At 66.9% G+C, this 16,026-nt stretch carries 15 protein-coding genes; 3 read left to right on the top strand and 12 right to left on the bottom strand.

The features are described from left to right. Positions 1-61 precede the first annotated feature (61 nt). Together ACVOLJ_RS05790 and ACVOLJ_RS05785 are read right to left on the bottom strand one after the other, a co-directional pair. Positions 62-436 carry a VanZ family protein gene (locus ACVOLJ_RS05790; protein WP_475278312.1) on the bottom strand — a complete coding sequence of 125 codons (375 nt, stop codon included), beginning with the start codon at positions 434-436 and terminating at the stop codon, positions 62-64. Positions 437-506: 70 nt separating this feature from the next. After that, entirely contained in the window at positions 507-1,691 is a 1,185-nt protein-coding gene (locus ACVOLJ_RS05785; RefSeq protein ID WP_475278313.1) for a class I SAM-dependent methyltransferase, read from the bottom strand. A gap of 59 nt (positions 1,692-1,750) precedes the next feature. Between ACVOLJ_RS05785 and ACVOLJ_RS05780 the strand changes: the two genes are divergently transcribed. Beyond that, on the top strand, positions 1,751-2,488 hold the full coding sequence (locus ACVOLJ_RS05780) for a pteridine reductase (protein WP_475278314.1): 738 nt from the start codon (positions 1,751-1,753) through the stop codon (positions 2,486-2,488). A gap of 123 nt (positions 2,489-2,611) precedes the next feature. Here ACVOLJ_RS05780 and folK read toward each other — a convergent pair whose 3' ends face one another. After that, positions 2,612-3,112, bottom strand: coding sequence for a 2-amino-4-hydroxy-6-hydroxymethyldihydropteridine diphosphokinase (gene folK / locus ACVOLJ_RS05775; RefSeq protein ID WP_475278315.1), 501 nt, complete (start codon positions 3,110-3,112; stop codon positions 2,612-2,614). A 93-nt stretch (positions 3,113-3,205) separates the two neighbouring features. Between folK and ACVOLJ_RS05770 the strand changes: the two genes are divergently transcribed. Beyond that, the gene (locus ACVOLJ_RS05770; protein WP_475278316.1) at positions 3,206-3,955 is read left to right on the top strand and encodes a proteasome-type protease; all 750 of its coding nucleotides are present in this window, start codon (positions 3,206-3,208) and stop codon (positions 3,953-3,955) included. A gap of 71 nt (positions 3,956-4,026) precedes the next feature. On the opposite strand, the gene ACVOLJ_RS05765 is transcribed toward ACVOLJ_RS05770, so the two are convergent. The 4 genes from ACVOLJ_RS05765 to ACVOLJ_RS05750 form a co-directional block, all read right to left on the bottom strand. Further along, complete coding sequence (locus ACVOLJ_RS05765) at positions 4,027-5,538, bottom strand: two-component system sensor histidine kinase NtrB (RefSeq protein ID WP_475278317.1); 1,512 nt, start codon at positions 5,536-5,538, stop codon at positions 4,027-4,029. A gap of 4 nt (positions 5,539-5,542) precedes the next feature. After that, entirely contained in the window at positions 5,543-5,983 is a 441-nt protein-coding gene (locus ACVOLJ_RS05760) for a response regulator (protein ID WP_025878695.1), read from the bottom strand. Next, positions 5,980-7,797: a sensor histidine kinase gene (locus ACVOLJ_RS05755; protein WP_481563677.1), complete on the bottom strand. Its 1,818-nt coding sequence runs from the start codon at positions 7,795-7,797 to the stop codon at positions 5,980-5,982. Before ACVOLJ_RS05755 ends, ACVOLJ_RS05760 begins: the two co-directional genes overlap by 4 nt. Before the next feature lie 197 nt (positions 7,798-7,994). Next, entirely contained in the window at positions 7,995-8,375 is a 381-nt protein-coding gene (locus ACVOLJ_RS05750) for a BON domain-containing protein (protein WP_475278320.1), read from the bottom strand. Between the two features lie 199 nt (positions 8,376-8,574). Between ACVOLJ_RS05750 and ACVOLJ_RS05745 the strand changes: the two genes are divergently transcribed. Continuing rightward, positions 8,575-9,621 carry an oxidoreductase gene (locus ACVOLJ_RS05745; RefSeq protein WP_481563676.1) on the top strand — a complete coding sequence of 349 codons (1,047 nt, stop codon included), beginning with the start codon at positions 8,575-8,577 and terminating at the stop codon, positions 9,619-9,621. 88 nt (positions 9,622-9,709) lie between these two features. On the opposite strand, the gene gnd is transcribed toward ACVOLJ_RS05745, so the two are convergent. The 5 genes from gnd to lipA form a co-directional block, all read right to left on the bottom strand. Then, positions 9,710-10,615, bottom strand: a complete 906-nt coding sequence (gnd, locus tag ACVOLJ_RS05740) for a phosphogluconate dehydrogenase (NAD(+)-dependent, decarboxylating) (RefSeq protein ID WP_481563675.1) — start codon at positions 10,613-10,615, stop codon at positions 9,710-9,712. A 10-nt stretch (positions 10,616-10,625) separates the two neighbouring features. Then, positions 10,626-11,864 (bottom strand): hypothetical protein, encoded by a 1,239-nt coding sequence (locus tag ACVOLJ_RS05735; RefSeq protein WP_481563674.1) that lies wholly within the window; start codon positions 11,862-11,864, stop codon positions 10,626-10,628. A 17-nt stretch (positions 11,865-11,881) separates the two neighbouring features. Then, positions 11,882-12,499, bottom strand: a complete 618-nt coding sequence (locus tag ACVOLJ_RS05730; protein ID WP_475278324.1) for a DUF2242 domain-containing protein — start codon at positions 12,497-12,499, stop codon at positions 11,882-11,884. 156 nt (positions 12,500-12,655) lie between these two features. After that, positions 12,656-14,833, bottom strand: coding sequence for a carboxy terminal-processing peptidase (locus ACVOLJ_RS05725; RefSeq protein ID WP_475278325.1), 2,178 nt, complete (start codon positions 14,831-14,833; stop codon positions 12,656-12,658). A 180-nt stretch (positions 14,834-15,013) separates the two neighbouring features. Further along, positions 15,014-16,024, bottom strand: coding sequence for a lipoyl synthase (gene lipA / locus ACVOLJ_RS05720; RefSeq protein ID WP_475278326.1), 1,011 nt, complete (start codon positions 16,022-16,024; stop codon positions 15,014-15,016). Positions 16,025-16,026 lie beyond the last annotated feature (2 nt).

The following is a 16,026-nucleotide window of genomic DNA, read 5'->3' as shown; positions in this document are numbered from 1 at the left end:
CCACGCATGGCGTGGATCTACTGGAACGCTTCATCCACGCATGGCGTGGATCTACTGAACCTCAGCCGCGCCAGCGCAGCAGCAGGTCGCGCAGCGGCGTCAGCGCAACACCCAGGCCTGCCAGCACGCCAATCGTGTTGGCCAGCGCGTCCATCGAGTCGGCCATGCGATTGCTGGTCAATGCACCCTGTGCAAACTCGATGCCGATGCCCATCAGCACCAGCCCCACGCCTACCCACAGCAACGGCCGGCCACGCCGGAACAACTGCACCGCACTGCCGGCCAGGATGAAATAGGCCAGGAAATGCTCGCCCTTGTCGCTGTTTTCAGGCAGCGGGATCGGCGGCGGCGGAATCAGGCAGACCACGATCACGGTCAGCACCGCCAGCCACCACAGCGCCAGCCACAACCGCGGGCGGCGTAGCGGCTTCAACATGGCGCATTCTCTACCGGCATCATCCAACCGCGCGCGCCACCCCGCCGGGCATGGCCCGGCGCCACCGCACTCACAGGCGCCAGCTCAGGTCACCCAGCTCGAAGGCCGGTTCGAAATCGACGTCACGCTGCAGGCCGATGGCCTGGAAGCGCTCACCCATCTCGGTCGGCAGGGTCAGCTTCTTCACCTGGTCACGCAGCTGGATGCGGCCCACTTCATCGGTGCGCTCTTCGGCCAGGGTCAGCACCTGGTCCAGACCATTGCCGAGCAGGAAGCTGGCCTGGCTGCAGTAGCCGGCCAGCTCGAAACCACCCTGCAGCCCTGCTTCGGCCATGGCGGTGAAGTCGACCGATGCGGTGATGTCCTGCAGGCCCGGCCACCGGTAGATCTCGTTGTGCACGTGCTGGCGATAGAACGCGCGCACGGTACCGTCATCGCGGTCTTCCATGTAGAACTCACCGCGGTTGTAGCCGTAATCGACGAACAGCATCGCGCCGCGGCGCAGGCCGCCCGCCACCGCCTGCAGCCAGTACGGCAGCTGCGGCAGCACCTCGGAACGGTAGCCCTCGGCAAAGGGCTTTTCCAGGTAGCGCTCAAGATGGCGCACCGCGCCATTGAGCAGGATGTCGGCCGGCTGCGCGCCACGGATGAAGTTGCCCGCGCCATCCAGTTCCACGGTTTCTTCGTACACCTCGCCATCGCGGATCAGAAAGCGCGGCGTGGGCAGCGCGTCGATCACTTCATTGGCGAACACCACGCCGTCCCACTCCTCTTCGAACGGGCGGTCGATCCAGTCCACCCGCGTGGCCAGTTCGGCCGGCAGGTTCTGCTGCAGGCGTTCCTGCTGGCGCTGGCGCAGGTCCGCGCTGGGTTCCAGGATGGCGTAGCGGGCGGGCAATGCTTCCAGTTCGGCCAGGCGCAGCAGCACCGCCTCGGCGAAGGCGCCGGTGCCGCCGCCCAGCTCCAGCATGCGTGCCTGCGCGCCCAGCTGGCCCAGCACCGGTGCCAGTGCATTGGCCACGCTGCCCGCAAACAGGCTGCCCAGCTCGGGGGCGGTGGTGAAGTCGCCACTGCCGCCGAACTTGCTGGCGCCGGCGCTGTAATAGCCCCACCCCGGCGCGTACAGGCACAGCTCCATGAAGCGGGAGAACGGCATCGCGCCGCCCTGCGCGAGGATCTCCGCGCGCAGGGCGGCGGCCAGCTGATCGCTATGGGCCAGGGCATCGGCTTCGGGCAGGGGGAAGGTAGGCTGCATGGCGTCTTCGAATGCGGTGACAATGGTGCACAGGATAGCCGAGCCTTGGAGGACCCTCGATGAGTGACACCGCCCCCGTGGCCCTGATCACCGGCAGCGCCCGCCGGATCGGCGCCGCCATCGCGCGCCAGTTCCACGCCTGTGGCTGGTCGGTGGTGCTGCACGCCAACACCTCCAGCGCCGAACTGCAGCAGGCCGCCTTCAATCTGGACAACGAGCGCCCCGGCAGCGTGCTGGCGCTGCAGGCCGACCTGCGTGACGCCGAGGCCCTGCCCGACCTGGTGGAACAGGCCGTGACCCACTTCGGGCGCCTGGATGCGCTGGTCAACAACGCCTCCAACTTCTTCCCCACCCCGCTCGGCCAGGTCACGGCCGAGGCGATGGACGAGCTGTACGCCGTCAACGCGCGCGCACCGCTGTTGCTGTCACAGGCGGCGGCCCCCTACCTGCGGCGCCAGCACGGCTGCATCGTCAACCTCACCGACCTGCACGGCACCGACCCGATGCGCGACCACATCGCCTACACGATGGCCAAGGCCGCGCTGGAGATGGCCACCCGCTCGCTGGCGCTGGAACTTGCACCCAAGGTGCGGGTGAATGCGGTAGCCCCCGGCGCGATCCTGTGGCCGGAACAGGGCAAGGACGATTTCGCCCGCGAGGCGCTGCTGGCACGCACGCCACTGGCGCGCACCGGTACGGTCGAGGAGATCGCCGAGGCGGTGTACTGGCTGGTGGCCGAAGGCAGCTTCATCACCGGCCACACCCTGCGCGTGGATGGCGGGCGCACGGTCAGTTGAAATGTTGCCGGCCAGCAGCCGGCACTACCGGTAGGTGCAGCCACCCATGGGGTGGCTCTACTGCAGGATGCGCGATGTCAGTAGAGCCACCCCATGGGTGGCTGCAGTGGACGCAGCGCTGGGTCAATCCAGCGCGTCGGCGTCCAACTCCACCACCTCGAACGCTTCGCCAAACTGCTTGTGCGCGCGCCACAAGGCAGCCAGCGTCAGCCCACTTACCGGGTCGATGAAATCCGGAGCGATGTCGGCCAGCGGCTTCAGTACGAAGGCATGCTTCAGTTCCTGGCGCGGAATGCGCAGATGGCCCGGGCCTTCCACCACCAGGTCGCCATAGAACACCACGTCGATGTCCAGGGTACGGTCGGAAAAGCGCGGGCCGCTGCGATCGCGGCCATGCGCGTCTTCCAGCGCATGCAGCCAGTCGTCCAGTTCCTGCAGCGGCAGGTCGGTTTCGATCGCTACGCCGTTGTTGAGGAAGGCCGGCCCGTCGAAACCGACGGCGGCTGTCCGATAGGCGTCAGACACCTGCAGCGCACCAAAGCGCTCGCGCAGGGCCGCCACCGCGGCATGGAGGTAGCGGCGGGGATGGACGTTGCTGCCCAGGCTCAGGAGCACGGTGGTCATGCGGTTCCGGTAACGGCAATCAGGTGAAGCGCGGGCATGCCATCGTCACGGCGGCCTGCCTACACTCCGGGATGCATATGATAGGGCACCGACATGACCTATTGCGTTGGAATCGAGGTGGACGAGGGCCTGGTCTTCGCCGCCGACACCCGCACCAATGCCTCGCTGGACGATGTCCGCGTGCACCGCAAGCTGCACGTGTTCCAGTACCCCGGCAAGGCCGCCTATGTGCTGATGGCCGCAGGCAATCTGGCCACCACCCAGCTGCTGGTCTCGCGCCTGAAGCGCGATGCCGACGAGCGGCGCTCCCCCAACCTGTACGACATGACCCACCTGTTCGAGGCCGCCGAGTACGTGGGCAGGCTGCTGGTGGACAGCCAGGTGCACTGCGAGCACACCGAGCACGGCCATGACGGGGTCAATACCCAGGCCACGCTGATCTTCGGCGGGCAGATCGCCGGTGAGCAGCCCGGGCTGTACATGGTCTATCCGTTGGGCAATGCGATTGCCGCCTCGCCAGAGACGCCGTATCTGCAGATCGGCGAATCCAAGTACGGCAAGCCGATCCTGGACCGCATCATCAGCCCGACCACCCGCCTGGAAGATGCGGCGCGTACCGCCATCGTGTCGCTGGATTCCACCATCCGGTCCAACCTCTCGGTGGGCCTGCCGATCGACCTGGCACTGCTGCGTGGCGGTGAACTGCGGATCGGCCAGCAGCTGCGCCTGGGTGCCGATTCGGCGCTGTATGCCGATATCCACCAGAACTGGTCGCGACGGCTGGAGCAGGCCGTGGCCAGCCTGCCCCGGTTCCCGTGGGAAACCGCCGAACGCGACTCCTGAAAGGCCGCCGGGCATGGCCCGGTGCTACCCACAGCCTTCGGCAGCGCCGGGCCATGCCCGGCGAGGTGCAGTCAGCCCAGCGCTTCGGCCACCGCGCGGAACACCTGCTGCATCTGCAGCGGCTTGCGCAGCAGGTGTACCTCGATGCCGGCCGGGAACGCATCGGCCGGTACATCCATGGATGCTTCTTCCAGCACCAGCGCCGGGCCGCGATACCCCAGCGAGGCCATTTCGCCCAGCAACTGGCTGGCCGACAACAGCTTCGAGCCGGCATCGGCAATCACCAGTGCCGGCATCGCTTCCTGCTGCATCCAGCGCAGCGCGGCCGGGCCGTCGGACGCCAGCTGCAGCTGGTAGCCCTGGCTGGACAGCGCATTGCCCAGCAGCGAAAGCCGTGTTGCTTCGCCGTCCACCACCAGGATCGACTGCCCGCTGCCCAGCGCCACCAGCTGCTCCAGCGGTTCGCTGCCATCGCCGCTGGCGTGCATCGGCAAGCGCAGTTCAAAACAGGTGCCCTGCCCCAGCTGACTGTTGACGTGGATGCTGCCGCCGGCGCCTTCGACAATACGCTTGCATGAAATCAGGCCGAGGCCGGTGCCGTTGGCCTTGGTGGTGAAGAACGGATTGAACAGATGCGACAACGTGTCCGCATCCATGCCGGTTCCCTCATCGACCACCGCGATGCGCAGCCAGTCCTCGCCGTCGCGCTGCCCACCATGGCTGGCGGTCAGGCTCAGGTTGCCACCGTGGGGCATCGCCTGGATGGCATTCAGGGCCAGATTCAACAGCACCTGCTGCAGCTCGGTGTAGTTGGCATCCACCACCAGGTCTTCGTCCTGCACCAGCAGTTCCAGCTTCACCGAATCGGGCACGTTGCTGCGCAACAGCAGCGCCACGGCCTGGAACAGATCGTCGATCTGGATGCGCTCGCTGGCCTTGCGTGATCCGCGCACGAACGACAGCATCGATTCGGCCATCTCATGGCCACGGCGGCCGCACTCTGCGATCACATCAGCCAGATGGTGCAGCTGCGGATCCTCGGTACGTGCCTTCAGCAGGTCCGGCATGATCAGCAGCGGCTGCAGGATGTTGCGCAGATCGTGGCTGAGGCCGGCGGCAAGCAACGACAGGCTTTCCAGCCGCTGCGCGCGCATCAGTTCGGTTTCCACCCGCGAGCGCTCCATCGCGCTGCGCGCATCACGCACCGCGCGCGCCACCGCAGAAGGCAGGCGCGCCGGCTGGTGCTTGATGATGTAATCGTTGGCGCCCTTCTGCAGCGCCGCTACTGCATTCTCTTCACCCATCGTGCCGGACACGAAGATGAAGGGAACATCCGGCACCATGTCGCGCACGATGCGCAGCGCATCGTCGCCGGAAAAGCCCGGCATGCTCAGGTCCGACAACACGATGTCCGGCTGGAAGCGCGCCAGTGCCTGGCGCAGCTCATCCGCACTCTCGACCCGCTCGAAGGTGGCCTGCAGGCCTGCCTCGAGCATCTGTTCGGACATCAGCTCGGCATCCTCGGGGGAATCTTCCACCAGCAGGATGCGCAACGCGCCGAGTGCGGGACCGGTCAGGGGCATGGGCTTACTCGATCTCCGGCGCCTGGTTGATCAACGCCCAGAACTTGCCCAGCGTCTGCACGGCGCCGAAGAACTGGTCCACGTCCACCGGCTTGACCACGTAGGCATTGACGCCCATGTCCCAGCTGCGCGCCAGGTCGCTTTCTTCGCGCGAAGAGGACAGGATCACCACTGGCAACCGCTTCAGCTCGTCGTGCTCGCGGATCTGCCGCAGCACTTCCAGGCCGTCCATGCGCGGCATCTTGATGTCCAGCAGCAGCACCGCAGGCAGGCCTTCCTCGCGGCTGGCGAACGCCCCCCGGCGCAGCAGATAGTCCATCACTTCCACGCCGTCTTCGACGTGCACGATGGGATTGGCCAGGCGTGCTTCCTGCAGCGCATCGATCGCCATCTCGGCGTCGGCCGGGCTGTCTTCGGCAAGGAGGATGGTACGCAGCGTCGTCATGCGAGGGGGCCCTGTTTTTCCGCGTCAAGCACGGGGGGAAGATAGAAATGGAAAGTGGCGCCGGCATCGGGCGCGGCATCGGCCCAGATGCGGCCGCCATGGCGGGTCAGCACCCGGCGCACACTGGCCAGGCCGATCCCGGTACCTGGATAGTCGCTGGCCTTGTGCAGGCGCTGGAATACGCCGAACAACTTGCCGGCGTAGGCCATGTCAAAGCCTGCACCATTGTCGCTGACCGTGAACTGATGACCGCCGTCGGGCTGCTGTTGATAATCCACGCGCACCTTGGCGGGTTCGCGGTTGGAGGAATACTTCACTGCGTTGCCCAGCAGGTTCAGCCAGACCTGGCGCAGCATGTTTTCATCGCCCACCACGATCGGCAGCGGCGCGATGTTCCATTCCAGCTGATGCACCTGGCCGCTGTTTTCGGCCTCGCTCTGCAGGTTGGCATCCAGCATTGCGCGGGTGTCGGCCACCAGCGACTGCATGTCCACGGTCTGCTGCCGCATCGCGGCACGACCCAGGCGCGAATACACCAGCAGGTCGTCGATCAACGCGGCCATGCGCCGTGCTGAATCGGAGATCACCCGCAGGTAGTGCTGGCTCTTCTCGTCGGCCGCCTCGCCCAGGTGGCGCGACAGCTTGTCCGAGAACCCGGCCACGTGGCGCAGTGGTGCGCGCAGGTCGTGCGACACCGAATAACTGAAGGCCTCCAGTTCGCGGTTGACCTCCGAAACCTGGGCGACCTTGCCCTCCAGCTGCCGGTTCAACTCTTCCACCCGCGTCTGTACCGCGCGCTGCACGGTCACATCGCTGACAGTCAGCAGCACCACTTCGTCATCGGTGTCGGGCAGCGGCATGCGCCGCGCGTTGAGCAGCATGTAGCGCACCATGCCGTCGGTGCCGCGCTGTTCGTGCTCGAAATCCCACAGCTCACGTCCACGCAGCAGCACATCGGCCAAGCGCTGGCGAATCACCGGGTCGCGCCAGGCGCCCTCGCCCACGTCTTCCAGCAGCAGGCCATCGGCACGCTCATCCTGCAAGCCGTAAAGCTCGGAAAAGGCTGGGTTGTGCAGCTGCACGCGCAGGGCGCGATCGAGCAGTACGATCGGCTCGCGCACGGTCTGCAGCACCGACGCCGCACGCGCGGCGGCGCGCTGCGATTGCCGCTCGGCCTGCAGGCGCCGGCCGATCTGCCGCTGCAGCAGCCACAGCACCAGGCCCAGCAGCCCCAGCTGCACCACCAGCGAGCTCCACGACACGAAGTTGGTCTGGCGCTGCTGCCGCGCAGCCTGCTCGGCGCGCTGGGCCAGCAGTGCTTCCTCGCTGGCCTGCAGTTCTTCCACCAACCCACGGATCGGATACCGCGTGCTCAGGTCCTGCACCAGCTCACGCTGGTCACTGTTCGGCTCGGACCGGGCCAGGTCGCGCGCGACCGCCAAGCGCCCTTCCAGCATCGACTGGATGCGCCCGATGCGGATCAACTGGTCCGGGTTGTCGCGGGTCATCCGGCCCAGTTCGACAAGCCGCTCGGGAATATCGTTGGCCTTGGCCATGCGCTCGCGCAGGCCCGGCGCATCCACGCCCTTGGACAGCGTCAGCGCGGCCGATTCGATATCACGCACATCGGTCTGCAGCTGCTGCAGCGCCGTGCCCACCTGCTGGGTGTGGGTCACCCAGGCCATCGCTTCCTGGTTGTCCTGCTGCAGTTTGCGCAGAGTCAACCACGGCACCACGATGATCGCCGCCGCCGCCAATGCAAGGGCAGGCAGTCGCCAGCGATCCCAGATGTCATCACTGAAAACCAGCGCCATAGATCCTCGTCAACTCGGCCGCGGAAGGGAGATCCTGAACAGGATCGGCCGCGGCGGAACCGGCAATATAGCGCAGCTGGTCACATCTCTGGCGCAATCGGCCTTCCGGCAAGCAGCGAAAGGCTATCGTCACAGCCGCCACGCAGAAGGGGCGCCCCCAGCGGGGACGCCCCTTCGGCTGAACGCTGGCGCTGCAATCAGCGCTTGGCGGCGCTCACCTTCAGTGCGGCAGCATCAACGCGGGTCACGCCCTTGATGCCCTTCGCGGTGGCGATGGCCTTGTCATGCTCGGCCTTGGTGGCAACGGTGCCGCTCAGGCTGACCACGCCATTGACGGTCTCCACCTTCACTTCGGTACCCGGCACATTGCTGCTGGCCAGCAGATCGGCCTTGACCTTCGTGGTGATCCAGCTGTCGGTGACCGGCTCGTTGGAATCATGGCGGTCGGCGTGGGTCATCGCCGAGTGATCGGTTTTCGGCGGGCTCTTCGCTGCATCCTGGGCGAAAGCGGCCGAGGAGGACAGCGCCAGGCCCAGGGTGAGGGCGGAAGCCAACAGCGTACGGGTCGTGGTGCTCATCGTGCAGTTCTCCTACTGGTTGGTGCGCCCAGTGTCGCCAAGTGGTTGTAGTGCAGGCGTGGCGCTACGGTCATGCTCACGTGAATGGGCAGGCCTGCTGTGGAAACGGTTCAGCTTCCGCGCGCCCCGCCAACGCGGTATCCCAACTCGTTTACCCTGACGTTTCCTTCCTGCACTGCCCTGTCCGCGCGGAGTTGCCATGCGCCCCGACCTGCAACTGGCCCTGATCGGCTACGGCCTCGCCGGCCGCGTCTTCCACGCCCCGCTGGTCCAGCACACCCCGGGGCTGGCCCTGCACAGCATTGTCAGTTCGCAGCGCGACACCCTGCTGCGCACTTTCAGCGATGTGCATATCCGCGCCACGCCGCAGGAGGTCTTCGATGATCCAGCGGTGGATGCCGTGGTGATTGCCACGCCCAATGAACAGCACGCCCCGTTGGCACTTGCAGCGCTGGCGGCCGGCAAGCATGTGCTGGTCGACAAGCCGTTCGCACTGGACATGGCCGAAGCCGAACAGGTGGTGGCCGCCGCACGCCGCGCCGACCGTATCGCCACCGTTTTCCAGAACCGGCGTTTCGACGCGGACTTCCTGACCCTGCAGGCACTGCTGGCAGACGGCACGCTGGGTGACATCGCCGAATGCCACGCCCACTTCGACCGCTATCGCCCGCACGTGCGCGAACGCTGGCGCGAACAGGATGGGCCGGGAAGCGGCTTGTGGTACGACCTGGGGCCACACCTGCTGGACCAGATGCTGGTGCTGTTCGGTTGGCCGCAGGCGATCGATGCCGATCTTGCCGTGCAGCGCGATGGCGGAACGGGCATCGACTACTTCCACGCCGTGCTGCACTACCCGCGCCATCGCGCGATCGTGCATGCTGGCTCGCTGGTTGCCGCGCCTGCAGCGCGTTTCGCCGTGCATGGCAGCCGGGCCAGCTGGATCAAGCATGGCCTGGATGTGCAGGAGGCGCAGCTGCGCCGCGGTATCGCACCGGGCTCGCCGGGCTGGGGCGTGGACCCGCGCCACGGCGAACGGGTGCACTGCGATGCCGAAGACAACGTACAGCGCAGCACCGTGGACAACCTGCCGGGCGACTATCGGCGCTTGTATGCCGATTTCGCCGCAGCGATGCAGGGCGAACGCGAACCCACCGTCACCGCGCAGCAGGCGCTGCAGGTGATGCAGCTGCTGCAGGCCGGCATGGACAGCGCCCGCGAAGGGCGGCGGATCAACCTGGGCTGCTGAAACAACCGGTAGCGCCGGGCCATGCCCGGCGAGCGCAGCGGCGCTGAAACATCCGCCGGGCGTGGCCCGACGCTACCGGCTCCGGTGCTTACGACTGCTTGATGGCGTGGCCGCCGAACTCGTTGCGCATCGCCGACAACAGGCGGTCGGTGAACGAATTGGATTCGCGCGAGCGCAGGCGTTCCAGCAGCGACAGGGTGATCACCGGCGCCGGCACGTCCAGCGCAATGGCTTCGGCCACCGTCCAGCGACCTTCGCCGGAATCTTCCACGTACGGTGCGATGCCATCCAGCGACGGATTGCGCTTGAGCGCTTCGGTGCTCAGGTCCAGCAGCCACGAGCGCACCACGCTGCCGTGGCGCCAGACCTCGGCCACCTGCGCCAGGTCCAGTTCCATTTCCTGCTTGCGCTCCATCAGCGCGAAGCCCTCGGCATAGGCCTGCATCATTCCGTACTCGATGCCGTTGTGGACCATCTTGGTGAAGTGGCCAGCACCGGACGGGCCGACGCGCGCCCAGCCGCGGTCTTCGGCCGGTGCCAGCGTGCGCAGCAGCGGCGCGATCTGCTCGACCACCGCCGTCTCGCCGCCCACCATCAGGCTGTAGCCTTCCTGCAGGCCCCACACACCACCACTGGTGCCGCAGTCGACGTAGCCCAGGTCAGCGTCGGCCAGCGCCTTGGCGCGGCGGATCGAATCCTGGTAGTTGGAGTTTCCGCCGTCGATGACGATGTCACCCTCCGCCAGGTGCGGGGTCAACTGCCCCAGCGTCTGGTCCACGGTCTCACCGGCCGGCACCATCAGCCACACCACGCGCGGCACCGGCAGCGCGGCCACAGCGGCGGCCAGCGAATCGACCACCGCCAGGCCGGCTTCGGCAGCGCGCTGGCGGGCGCCCTCGCCCGGGTCGTAGCCCACCACGCGGTGGCCACCGCGATGCAGCCGCTGGGCCATGTTGGCGCCCATCCGGCCGAGGCCGATCATTGCAATATCCATTGTTTCACCTTCAGTTGGGGTCTAGGGTCAGGCTGCCTGGCCTGCCGGTGGCTGCGCAGTGGCGCAGCTGCGCCTCGCGCCAACGCCGGTAGAGCGTGGTATGCAGATTGTGCACCGCCAGGTCGATCGAAAACGGCGTGCGTGGATTGCGGTCCAGCAGGCGGACGATGTGATAGCCAACAGGACGTATACCGCGCGGGTGCACGTAGATCACGAACTGCTGGTAGAACGGATCGTCCAGCAACTGGTCCATCTGCTGCACGAGCGGGCGATAGCGCGGTTCCAGCTGCGCACGCAGCGCCGCATCGCGCTCGTACAGCAGGCGCTCGAAGTAGCGCCGGCCCACCCGTGGAATGCCCTGCGCCAGCTGCCACAGCGCGCGGTTGCGCTGGTCGTACCAGGCAAGACCGCCGTGTGCGGCGAGCGCCTGCGCGGCATCCTCGCCCACCGCCACCACGACGAAATTTTCCGCCTGGTTGCTCAGGTCATCCAGCGTGCCGTTGTCGAACACATGTTCGATGAAGCCCGGCAGGCCAGCGAAGGCCTGCCGCCCCATCGCCGCGGTGCGCACCGCCTTGCCATCGGCGAAGAACTCACCGGCATTCGCGCCCAGCAGGATGCTGCCGGTGTCATGCAGGCCCACGAACGTACCGATGGACAGCTCATCGGCGCTGAATTCCGCATCGAATGCCGCATCGCCATACAGTTCGCGCTGGGTGGCCAGTTGTGCGACCTGGCGGCCCACGCCACATTCGGCGCGCACCCGGCCGCGATAGAACGCGTCCAGCGCACGGCTGTTGCCGGCGGTGGGCACATACCCGCGCCCGAAACTGCGCGTGCGCTGCCAGCCCTGCGTGGGTGCGCCGCGCGCGCCAAACCCGATCCAGCCCAGCTGCACACCGGTGAACTGGAACCCCGCGTTGTCCTGCAGCGCCCGGGTGGCACGTTGGGTGGCCTCGCCCAGCAGGAAGGCGTAGGCGCAGACCGTGGCCGGGTCATCCAGCAGGCGCTGCAGCAGGGCCTGGCGGTCGCTGCCGGCAAGGGTGGCCGGCCAACGCACGCGCAGGTCACCTGCGGCCTGTGCATCGGCCAGCGTCGAACGCGTGCAGACCGCGCCGCCATGGACCTGTGGCGCTGGCACCGCGGCGGTCTCGAACTGCCATCCCAGGCGTTGCAGCAGCCCCTGCGTGCAGTCGGCGGTGCCGGCCAGGGTGCTCATCGGCCAGCACAGCAGCAGGGCCCAGGCCATCGCCCCGCCTCGCACCATCAGCCTTGGTCCGTAGCGGGCGCCGGCTCGGTCACAGGGTCGGGCGGGGATGGTGGCGCCGCGGCGGGTGGCGGCGGCGACGGTTCCTGCTTCGCTGCGGCAGGCAGGTACTGCTGCAACCGCTGGAAGAATCGCCGGTAGAAATCGGCATCGGTAACGGTGCTGCTGGCCACTTTCACCAGCGAATCGTCGTTGCTGCCGAACGGCAGCGACACCGATCCCAGCGCGCCCACACCCACACTGGCCGAGGTCGGGCTCTTCTTCAGCGCGTAGCGGTCCTGCACGGCGCTGACGAACACCAGCGCCTGGCTGCCGCGCGGGGCGCAGGAGATGCGCAGCACCAGCTGTTCGTGGTCATCCTCGCGCGGCTGGAAATTCTTGTTGCCTTCCACCTGCGCGTCGTCCGAACGGGCGATCGCATAGCCCTGGCTGAGCAGCGTGCGCCGTGCCGCCTCGCAGGCGTCGGCCGGCCGCCCATCGACGGTCCGCGAGAAGGTATCGCCGGAATCGAAGGATTCGCGCAGCAGGCTGCTGTCGGCGGCACGGCCGCCACAGCCGGCAAGCAGCAGGGTACTGGCCACGGCCAGCAGGGAAGCGGAGAGACGGGAGGCCCGCATGGGTACTCCTGCGAGAACGGTACCGGCAAGGGTAGTCCGGCCGCCGTGTGCGCCAGGTCGAAACGGCGGCCCACGTTGTTCCCGGTTCATGCACCGGCCCCAAACGAAACGGGGCCGGCAATGCCGGCCCCGCGGGTATTACAGACCGTTACCGGCTCAGTCGGCCCAGCGCCCCGACGCGGTGGACTGCGGCAGCACCTGTGCCGACAGCGGGCGGTCGGTTTCGAGCAGGTTCACTGCATCGGCCAGGATCGCCGCCGATTCGCGCAGCAACGGGTCCGGGCGCTTCTCGGCGGCCTTCTCGCGGGCGGCATCCTTCACGATGTCGCGCTCGTTGCCAGTCAGGCCGTCATCGCTGCTGTCATCGGCCAGCGGGTCCAGGGCCAGGCCCAGTTCCTTGCGCACGATCTGGCGCTGCTTGCGCTGGGTGTCCTGGCGCTCGCGCTCGGCACGGCGGGTGGCTTCATTCAGCGACACGTACTTCTTCGCCGCCTCGGTACGGAACTGCTCCACATCCTCGTTCCACCACTGGAATTCCTTGTCGGTGGCGATGCGGGTGTCGTGGCGCGTTTCCAGCTTCGGCAGCAGCGGCGCGAAATTGCCGTACTGGGTGTGCGGTACGGCAGCGATACGGGTCCACGGCAGTGCGTTGTCGTAGGTGCTTTCGCCGAACTCGGTGGCATCCACGCTGGCCGGGAAGGCCAGGTCCGGCACCACGCCCTTGTGCTGGGTGCTGCTGCCGCTGATGCGGAAGAACTGGGCAATGGTCAGCTTCACCTGGCCAAAGCGCTGGGTTTCACCGCTCGGCCAGCGATCCAGGTCCACGATGTTCTGCACCGTGCCCTTGCCGAAGGTGGTCTCGCCGATCACCAGGCCACGACCGTAATCCTGGATGGCGCCGGCAAAGATTTCCGAAGCCGAGGCCGAACCGCGGTTGATCAGCACCGCCAGCGGGCCATCCCACGCCACGCCCTGGTTGCGGTCGCTGTTGACGGTGACGCGGCCACCGGATTCGCGCACCTGCACCACCGGGCCCTGCTCGATGAACAGGCCGGTCAGTTCAATGGCTTCATCCAGCGAACCACCGCCGTTGTTGCGCAGGTCCAGCACCACGCCATCCAGCTTGTCGGTCTTGAAGCCGGCCAGCAGCTTGGCAACGTCGCGGGTGGCCGAGGCGTAGTCGGTCGCATTGCGGCGGCGGCCTTCGAAATCCTGGTAGAAGGTCGGCAGCTTGATCACGCCCACCTTGCGCGCCGGCTCGCCATTGGCGGCCGGAATTTCCATGGTCTCGCCCTTGGCGGCCTGTTCGGCCAGGCGCACCTTCTGACGGGTCAACACCAGGGTGTGGTGCTTGCCGTCGGCGCCCGCTTCGGCCGGGATGAATTCCAGCTTGACCGCGGTGTCCTTGGCGCCACGGATCTTGGCCACCACATCATCGATGCGCCAGCCGATCACATCTTCCACCACGCCGGACTTGCCCTGGCCGACGCCGACGATGCGGTCGCCCGGCTTCAGGGTGCCATCCACGGCGGCCGGGCCGCCGGCGATGATCTCGCGGATCACCACCACGTCGTCCTGGCGCTGCAGCTGCGCGCCGATGCCTTCCAGCGACAGCGACATCGCCTGGTTGAAGTTCTCGGCCGTGCGCGGGGTGAAGTAATCGGTGTGCGGATCAACCGCACTGGTGTAGGCGTTGAGGAAGAACTGGAAGGTGTCTTCGCCCTTCAGCTCGTTCACCGACTTTTCCAGCGTCGCGTAACGCTTGTCCAGCGTCTTGCGGATGTCATCGGGCTTCTTGCCGGCCAGCTTCAGGCGCAGCCAGTCGTTCTTCACCGACTTGCGCCACAGTTCGTCCAGCTCGGCATTGCTGGCTGCCCACGGCACGTCCTTGCGGTCGTACTCGAAGCGCTCGTCGGTGGTGAAATCCGGTTCCTGCTTCAGCAGCTTGCGCGCATAGGCCACGCGCTCGCCCACGCGCTGCTTGTAGACGGCAAATACCTGGAAGGCCGGTTCCAGTTCGCCGCCGCGGATGGCATTGGCGATGTTGGCCTGGAACGGCGCGAAGCGGGTCACGTCGGCCTGGGTGAAGTACTGCTTGCCGCCGTCCAGTGCTTCCAGGTAACGCTTGAAGACATCCTTGGAAGTGGCTTCGTCCAGCGCACGCGGGCGGTAGGCATAGCGGCTGTCGGACAACAGGCCGTACACCAGCTTGGAGGTGGTCACCTGATCGGCGGTGGCGGCAGCCGGCAGCGCCGGGGAGTCGGCCTTGGCCGCCAGCGCCAGCGGCGCGACCAGCGCCAGGGCCATCAGGAATGCGGGGGCTTTGAATTTCATGGACGTGCTCGAAGGCGCCTTGCCAAGGGGAAGACTGCGGGGTGTTAAGACACCTCGACAGTGCCGAAAGTTGCAGGGTTTGTCACCCGGCCGCACTCGGTGGAAAACCAGCCTAGCCGGGCCGGTGTAGCAAATTGTGAATGCAGGCGAAGGCGTGCGGACCAACGGTCCGCACCCACCTCAGGAAACCCCGGCGCCCTTGGCCTGCACGTCGGCGTGGTACGACGAACGCACCATCGGGCCGGACGCCACGTGGCTGAAGCCCAGCTCATAGCCGTAGTCTTCCAGCGCCTTGTAGTCTTCCGGCGTCCAGTACTTGAGCACCGGGTGGTGGTGCGCGGTCGGCTGCAGGTACTGGCCGATGGTGATCATGTCCACGTTGTGCGCGCGCAGGTCACGCATGGTGGCCTGGATCTGTTCGAAGTCCTCGCCCAGGCCCAGCATGATGCCGCTCTTGGTCGGCACTTCCGGGTGCTGCGCCTTGAAGTTCTTCAGCAGGTTCAGCGACCACTGGTAGTCGGCACCCGGGCGCACGTTGCGGTACAGGTCCGGCACGGTTTCGATGTTGTGGTTGAACACATCCGGCGGGTTCTGCGCCAGGATCTCCAGCGCGCGCTCCATGCGGCCCTTGCCACGGAAATCAGGCGTCAGCACTTCAATGCGGGTGCCCGGCGACTTCTCGCGGATGGCGCTGATGCAGTCGACGAAGTGCTGGGCACCGCCGTCGCGCAGGTCATCGCGGTCCACGCTGGTCACCACCACGTACTTCAGACCCATGTCGGCCACGGTCTGGCCCAGGCTGGCCGGCTCGTTGGCATCGGGCGGCTTGGGCCGGCCGTGGGCCACGTCGCAGAACGAGCAGCGGCGGGTGCAGACCTCGCCCAGGATCATGAAGGTGGCGGTGCCGTGGCCGAAGCATTCGTGGATGTTCGGGCAGCTGGCTTCTTCGCACACCGTCACCAGGCGGTTCTCGCGCAGCTTGGCCTTCAGGTTCTGCACCGCATTGCCCGAAGGAATGCGCACGCGGATCCAGGACGGCTTGCGCAGCACCGGCACATCGGCGAACTGCACCGGGGAACGGTTGATCTTGTCCCCACCCATCTGCTTGACCCCGGCCTGCAACGGCGCGGCGGACGGAAGCTCGGCCTGCACGATCTGCAGGGGAATGGTGCGGGCGGTGGTTTCAGTCATGA

The organism is Stenotrophomonas sp. STEN046 (genome assembly GCF_056759755.1).
Note: the sequence above shows the minus strand (reverse complement) of the source record. Positions and strands in the feature narration are given on the sequence as shown.

Excerpts from the sequence above, each read along its gene's own strand:
- ACVOLJ_RS05790 (WP_475278312.1), bottom strand. The coding sequence starts at position 436 with ATGTTGAAGCCGCTACGCCGCCCGCGGTTGTGGCTGGCGCTGTGGTGG.
- ACVOLJ_RS05730 (WP_475278324.1), bottom strand. The coding sequence starts at position 12,499 with ATGCGGGCCTCCCGTCTCTCCGCTTCCCTGCTGGCCGTGGCCAGTACC.
- ACVOLJ_RS05785 (WP_475278313.1), bottom strand. The coding sequence starts at position 1,691 with ATGCAGCCTACCTTCCCCCTGCCCGAAGCCGATGCCCTGGCCCATAGC.
- ACVOLJ_RS05755 (WP_481563677.1), bottom strand. The coding sequence starts at position 7,797 with ATGGCGCTGGTTTTCAGTGATGACATCTGGGATCGCTGGCGACTGCCT.
- ACVOLJ_RS05780 (WP_475278314.1), top strand. The coding sequence starts at position 1,751 with ATGAGTGACACCGCCCCCGTGGCCCTGATCACCGGCAGCGCCCGCCGG.
- ACVOLJ_RS05770 (WP_475278316.1), top strand. The coding sequence starts at position 3,206 with ATGACCTATTGCGTTGGAATCGAGGTGGACGAGGGCCTGGTCTTCGCC.
- ACVOLJ_RS05745 (WP_481563676.1), top strand. The coding sequence starts at position 8,575 with ATGCGCCCCGACCTGCAACTGGCCCTGATCGGCTACGGCCTCGCCGGC.
- ACVOLJ_RS05735 (WP_481563674.1), bottom strand. The coding sequence starts at position 11,864 with ATGGCCTGGGCCCTGCTGCTGTGCTGGCCGATGAGCACCCTGGCCGGC.
- ACVOLJ_RS05760 (WP_025878695.1), bottom strand. The coding sequence starts at position 5,983 with ATGACGACGCTGCGTACCATCCTCCTTGCCGAAGACAGCCCGGCCGAC.
- ACVOLJ_RS05765 (WP_475278317.1), bottom strand. The coding sequence starts at position 5,538 with ATGCCCCTGACCGGTCCCGCACTCGGCGCGTTGCGCATCCTGCTGGTG.
- folK (WP_475278315.1), bottom strand. The coding sequence starts at position 3,112 with ATGACCACCGTGCTCCTGAGCCTGGGCAGCAACGTCCATCCCCGCCGC.
- gnd (WP_481563675.1), bottom strand. The coding sequence starts at position 10,615 with ATGGATATTGCAATGATCGGCCTCGGCCGGATGGGCGCCAACATGGCC.
- ACVOLJ_RS05725 (WP_475278325.1), bottom strand. The coding sequence starts at position 14,833 with ATGAAATTCAAAGCCCCCGCATTCCTGATGGCCCTGGCGCTGGTCGCG.
- lipA (WP_475278326.1), bottom strand. The coding sequence starts at position 16,024 with ATGACTGAAACCACCGCCCGCACCATTCCCCTGCAGATCGTGCAGGCC.
- ACVOLJ_RS05750 (WP_475278320.1), bottom strand. The coding sequence starts at position 8,375 with ATGAGCACCACGACCCGTACGCTGTTGGCTTCCGCCCTCACCCTGGGC.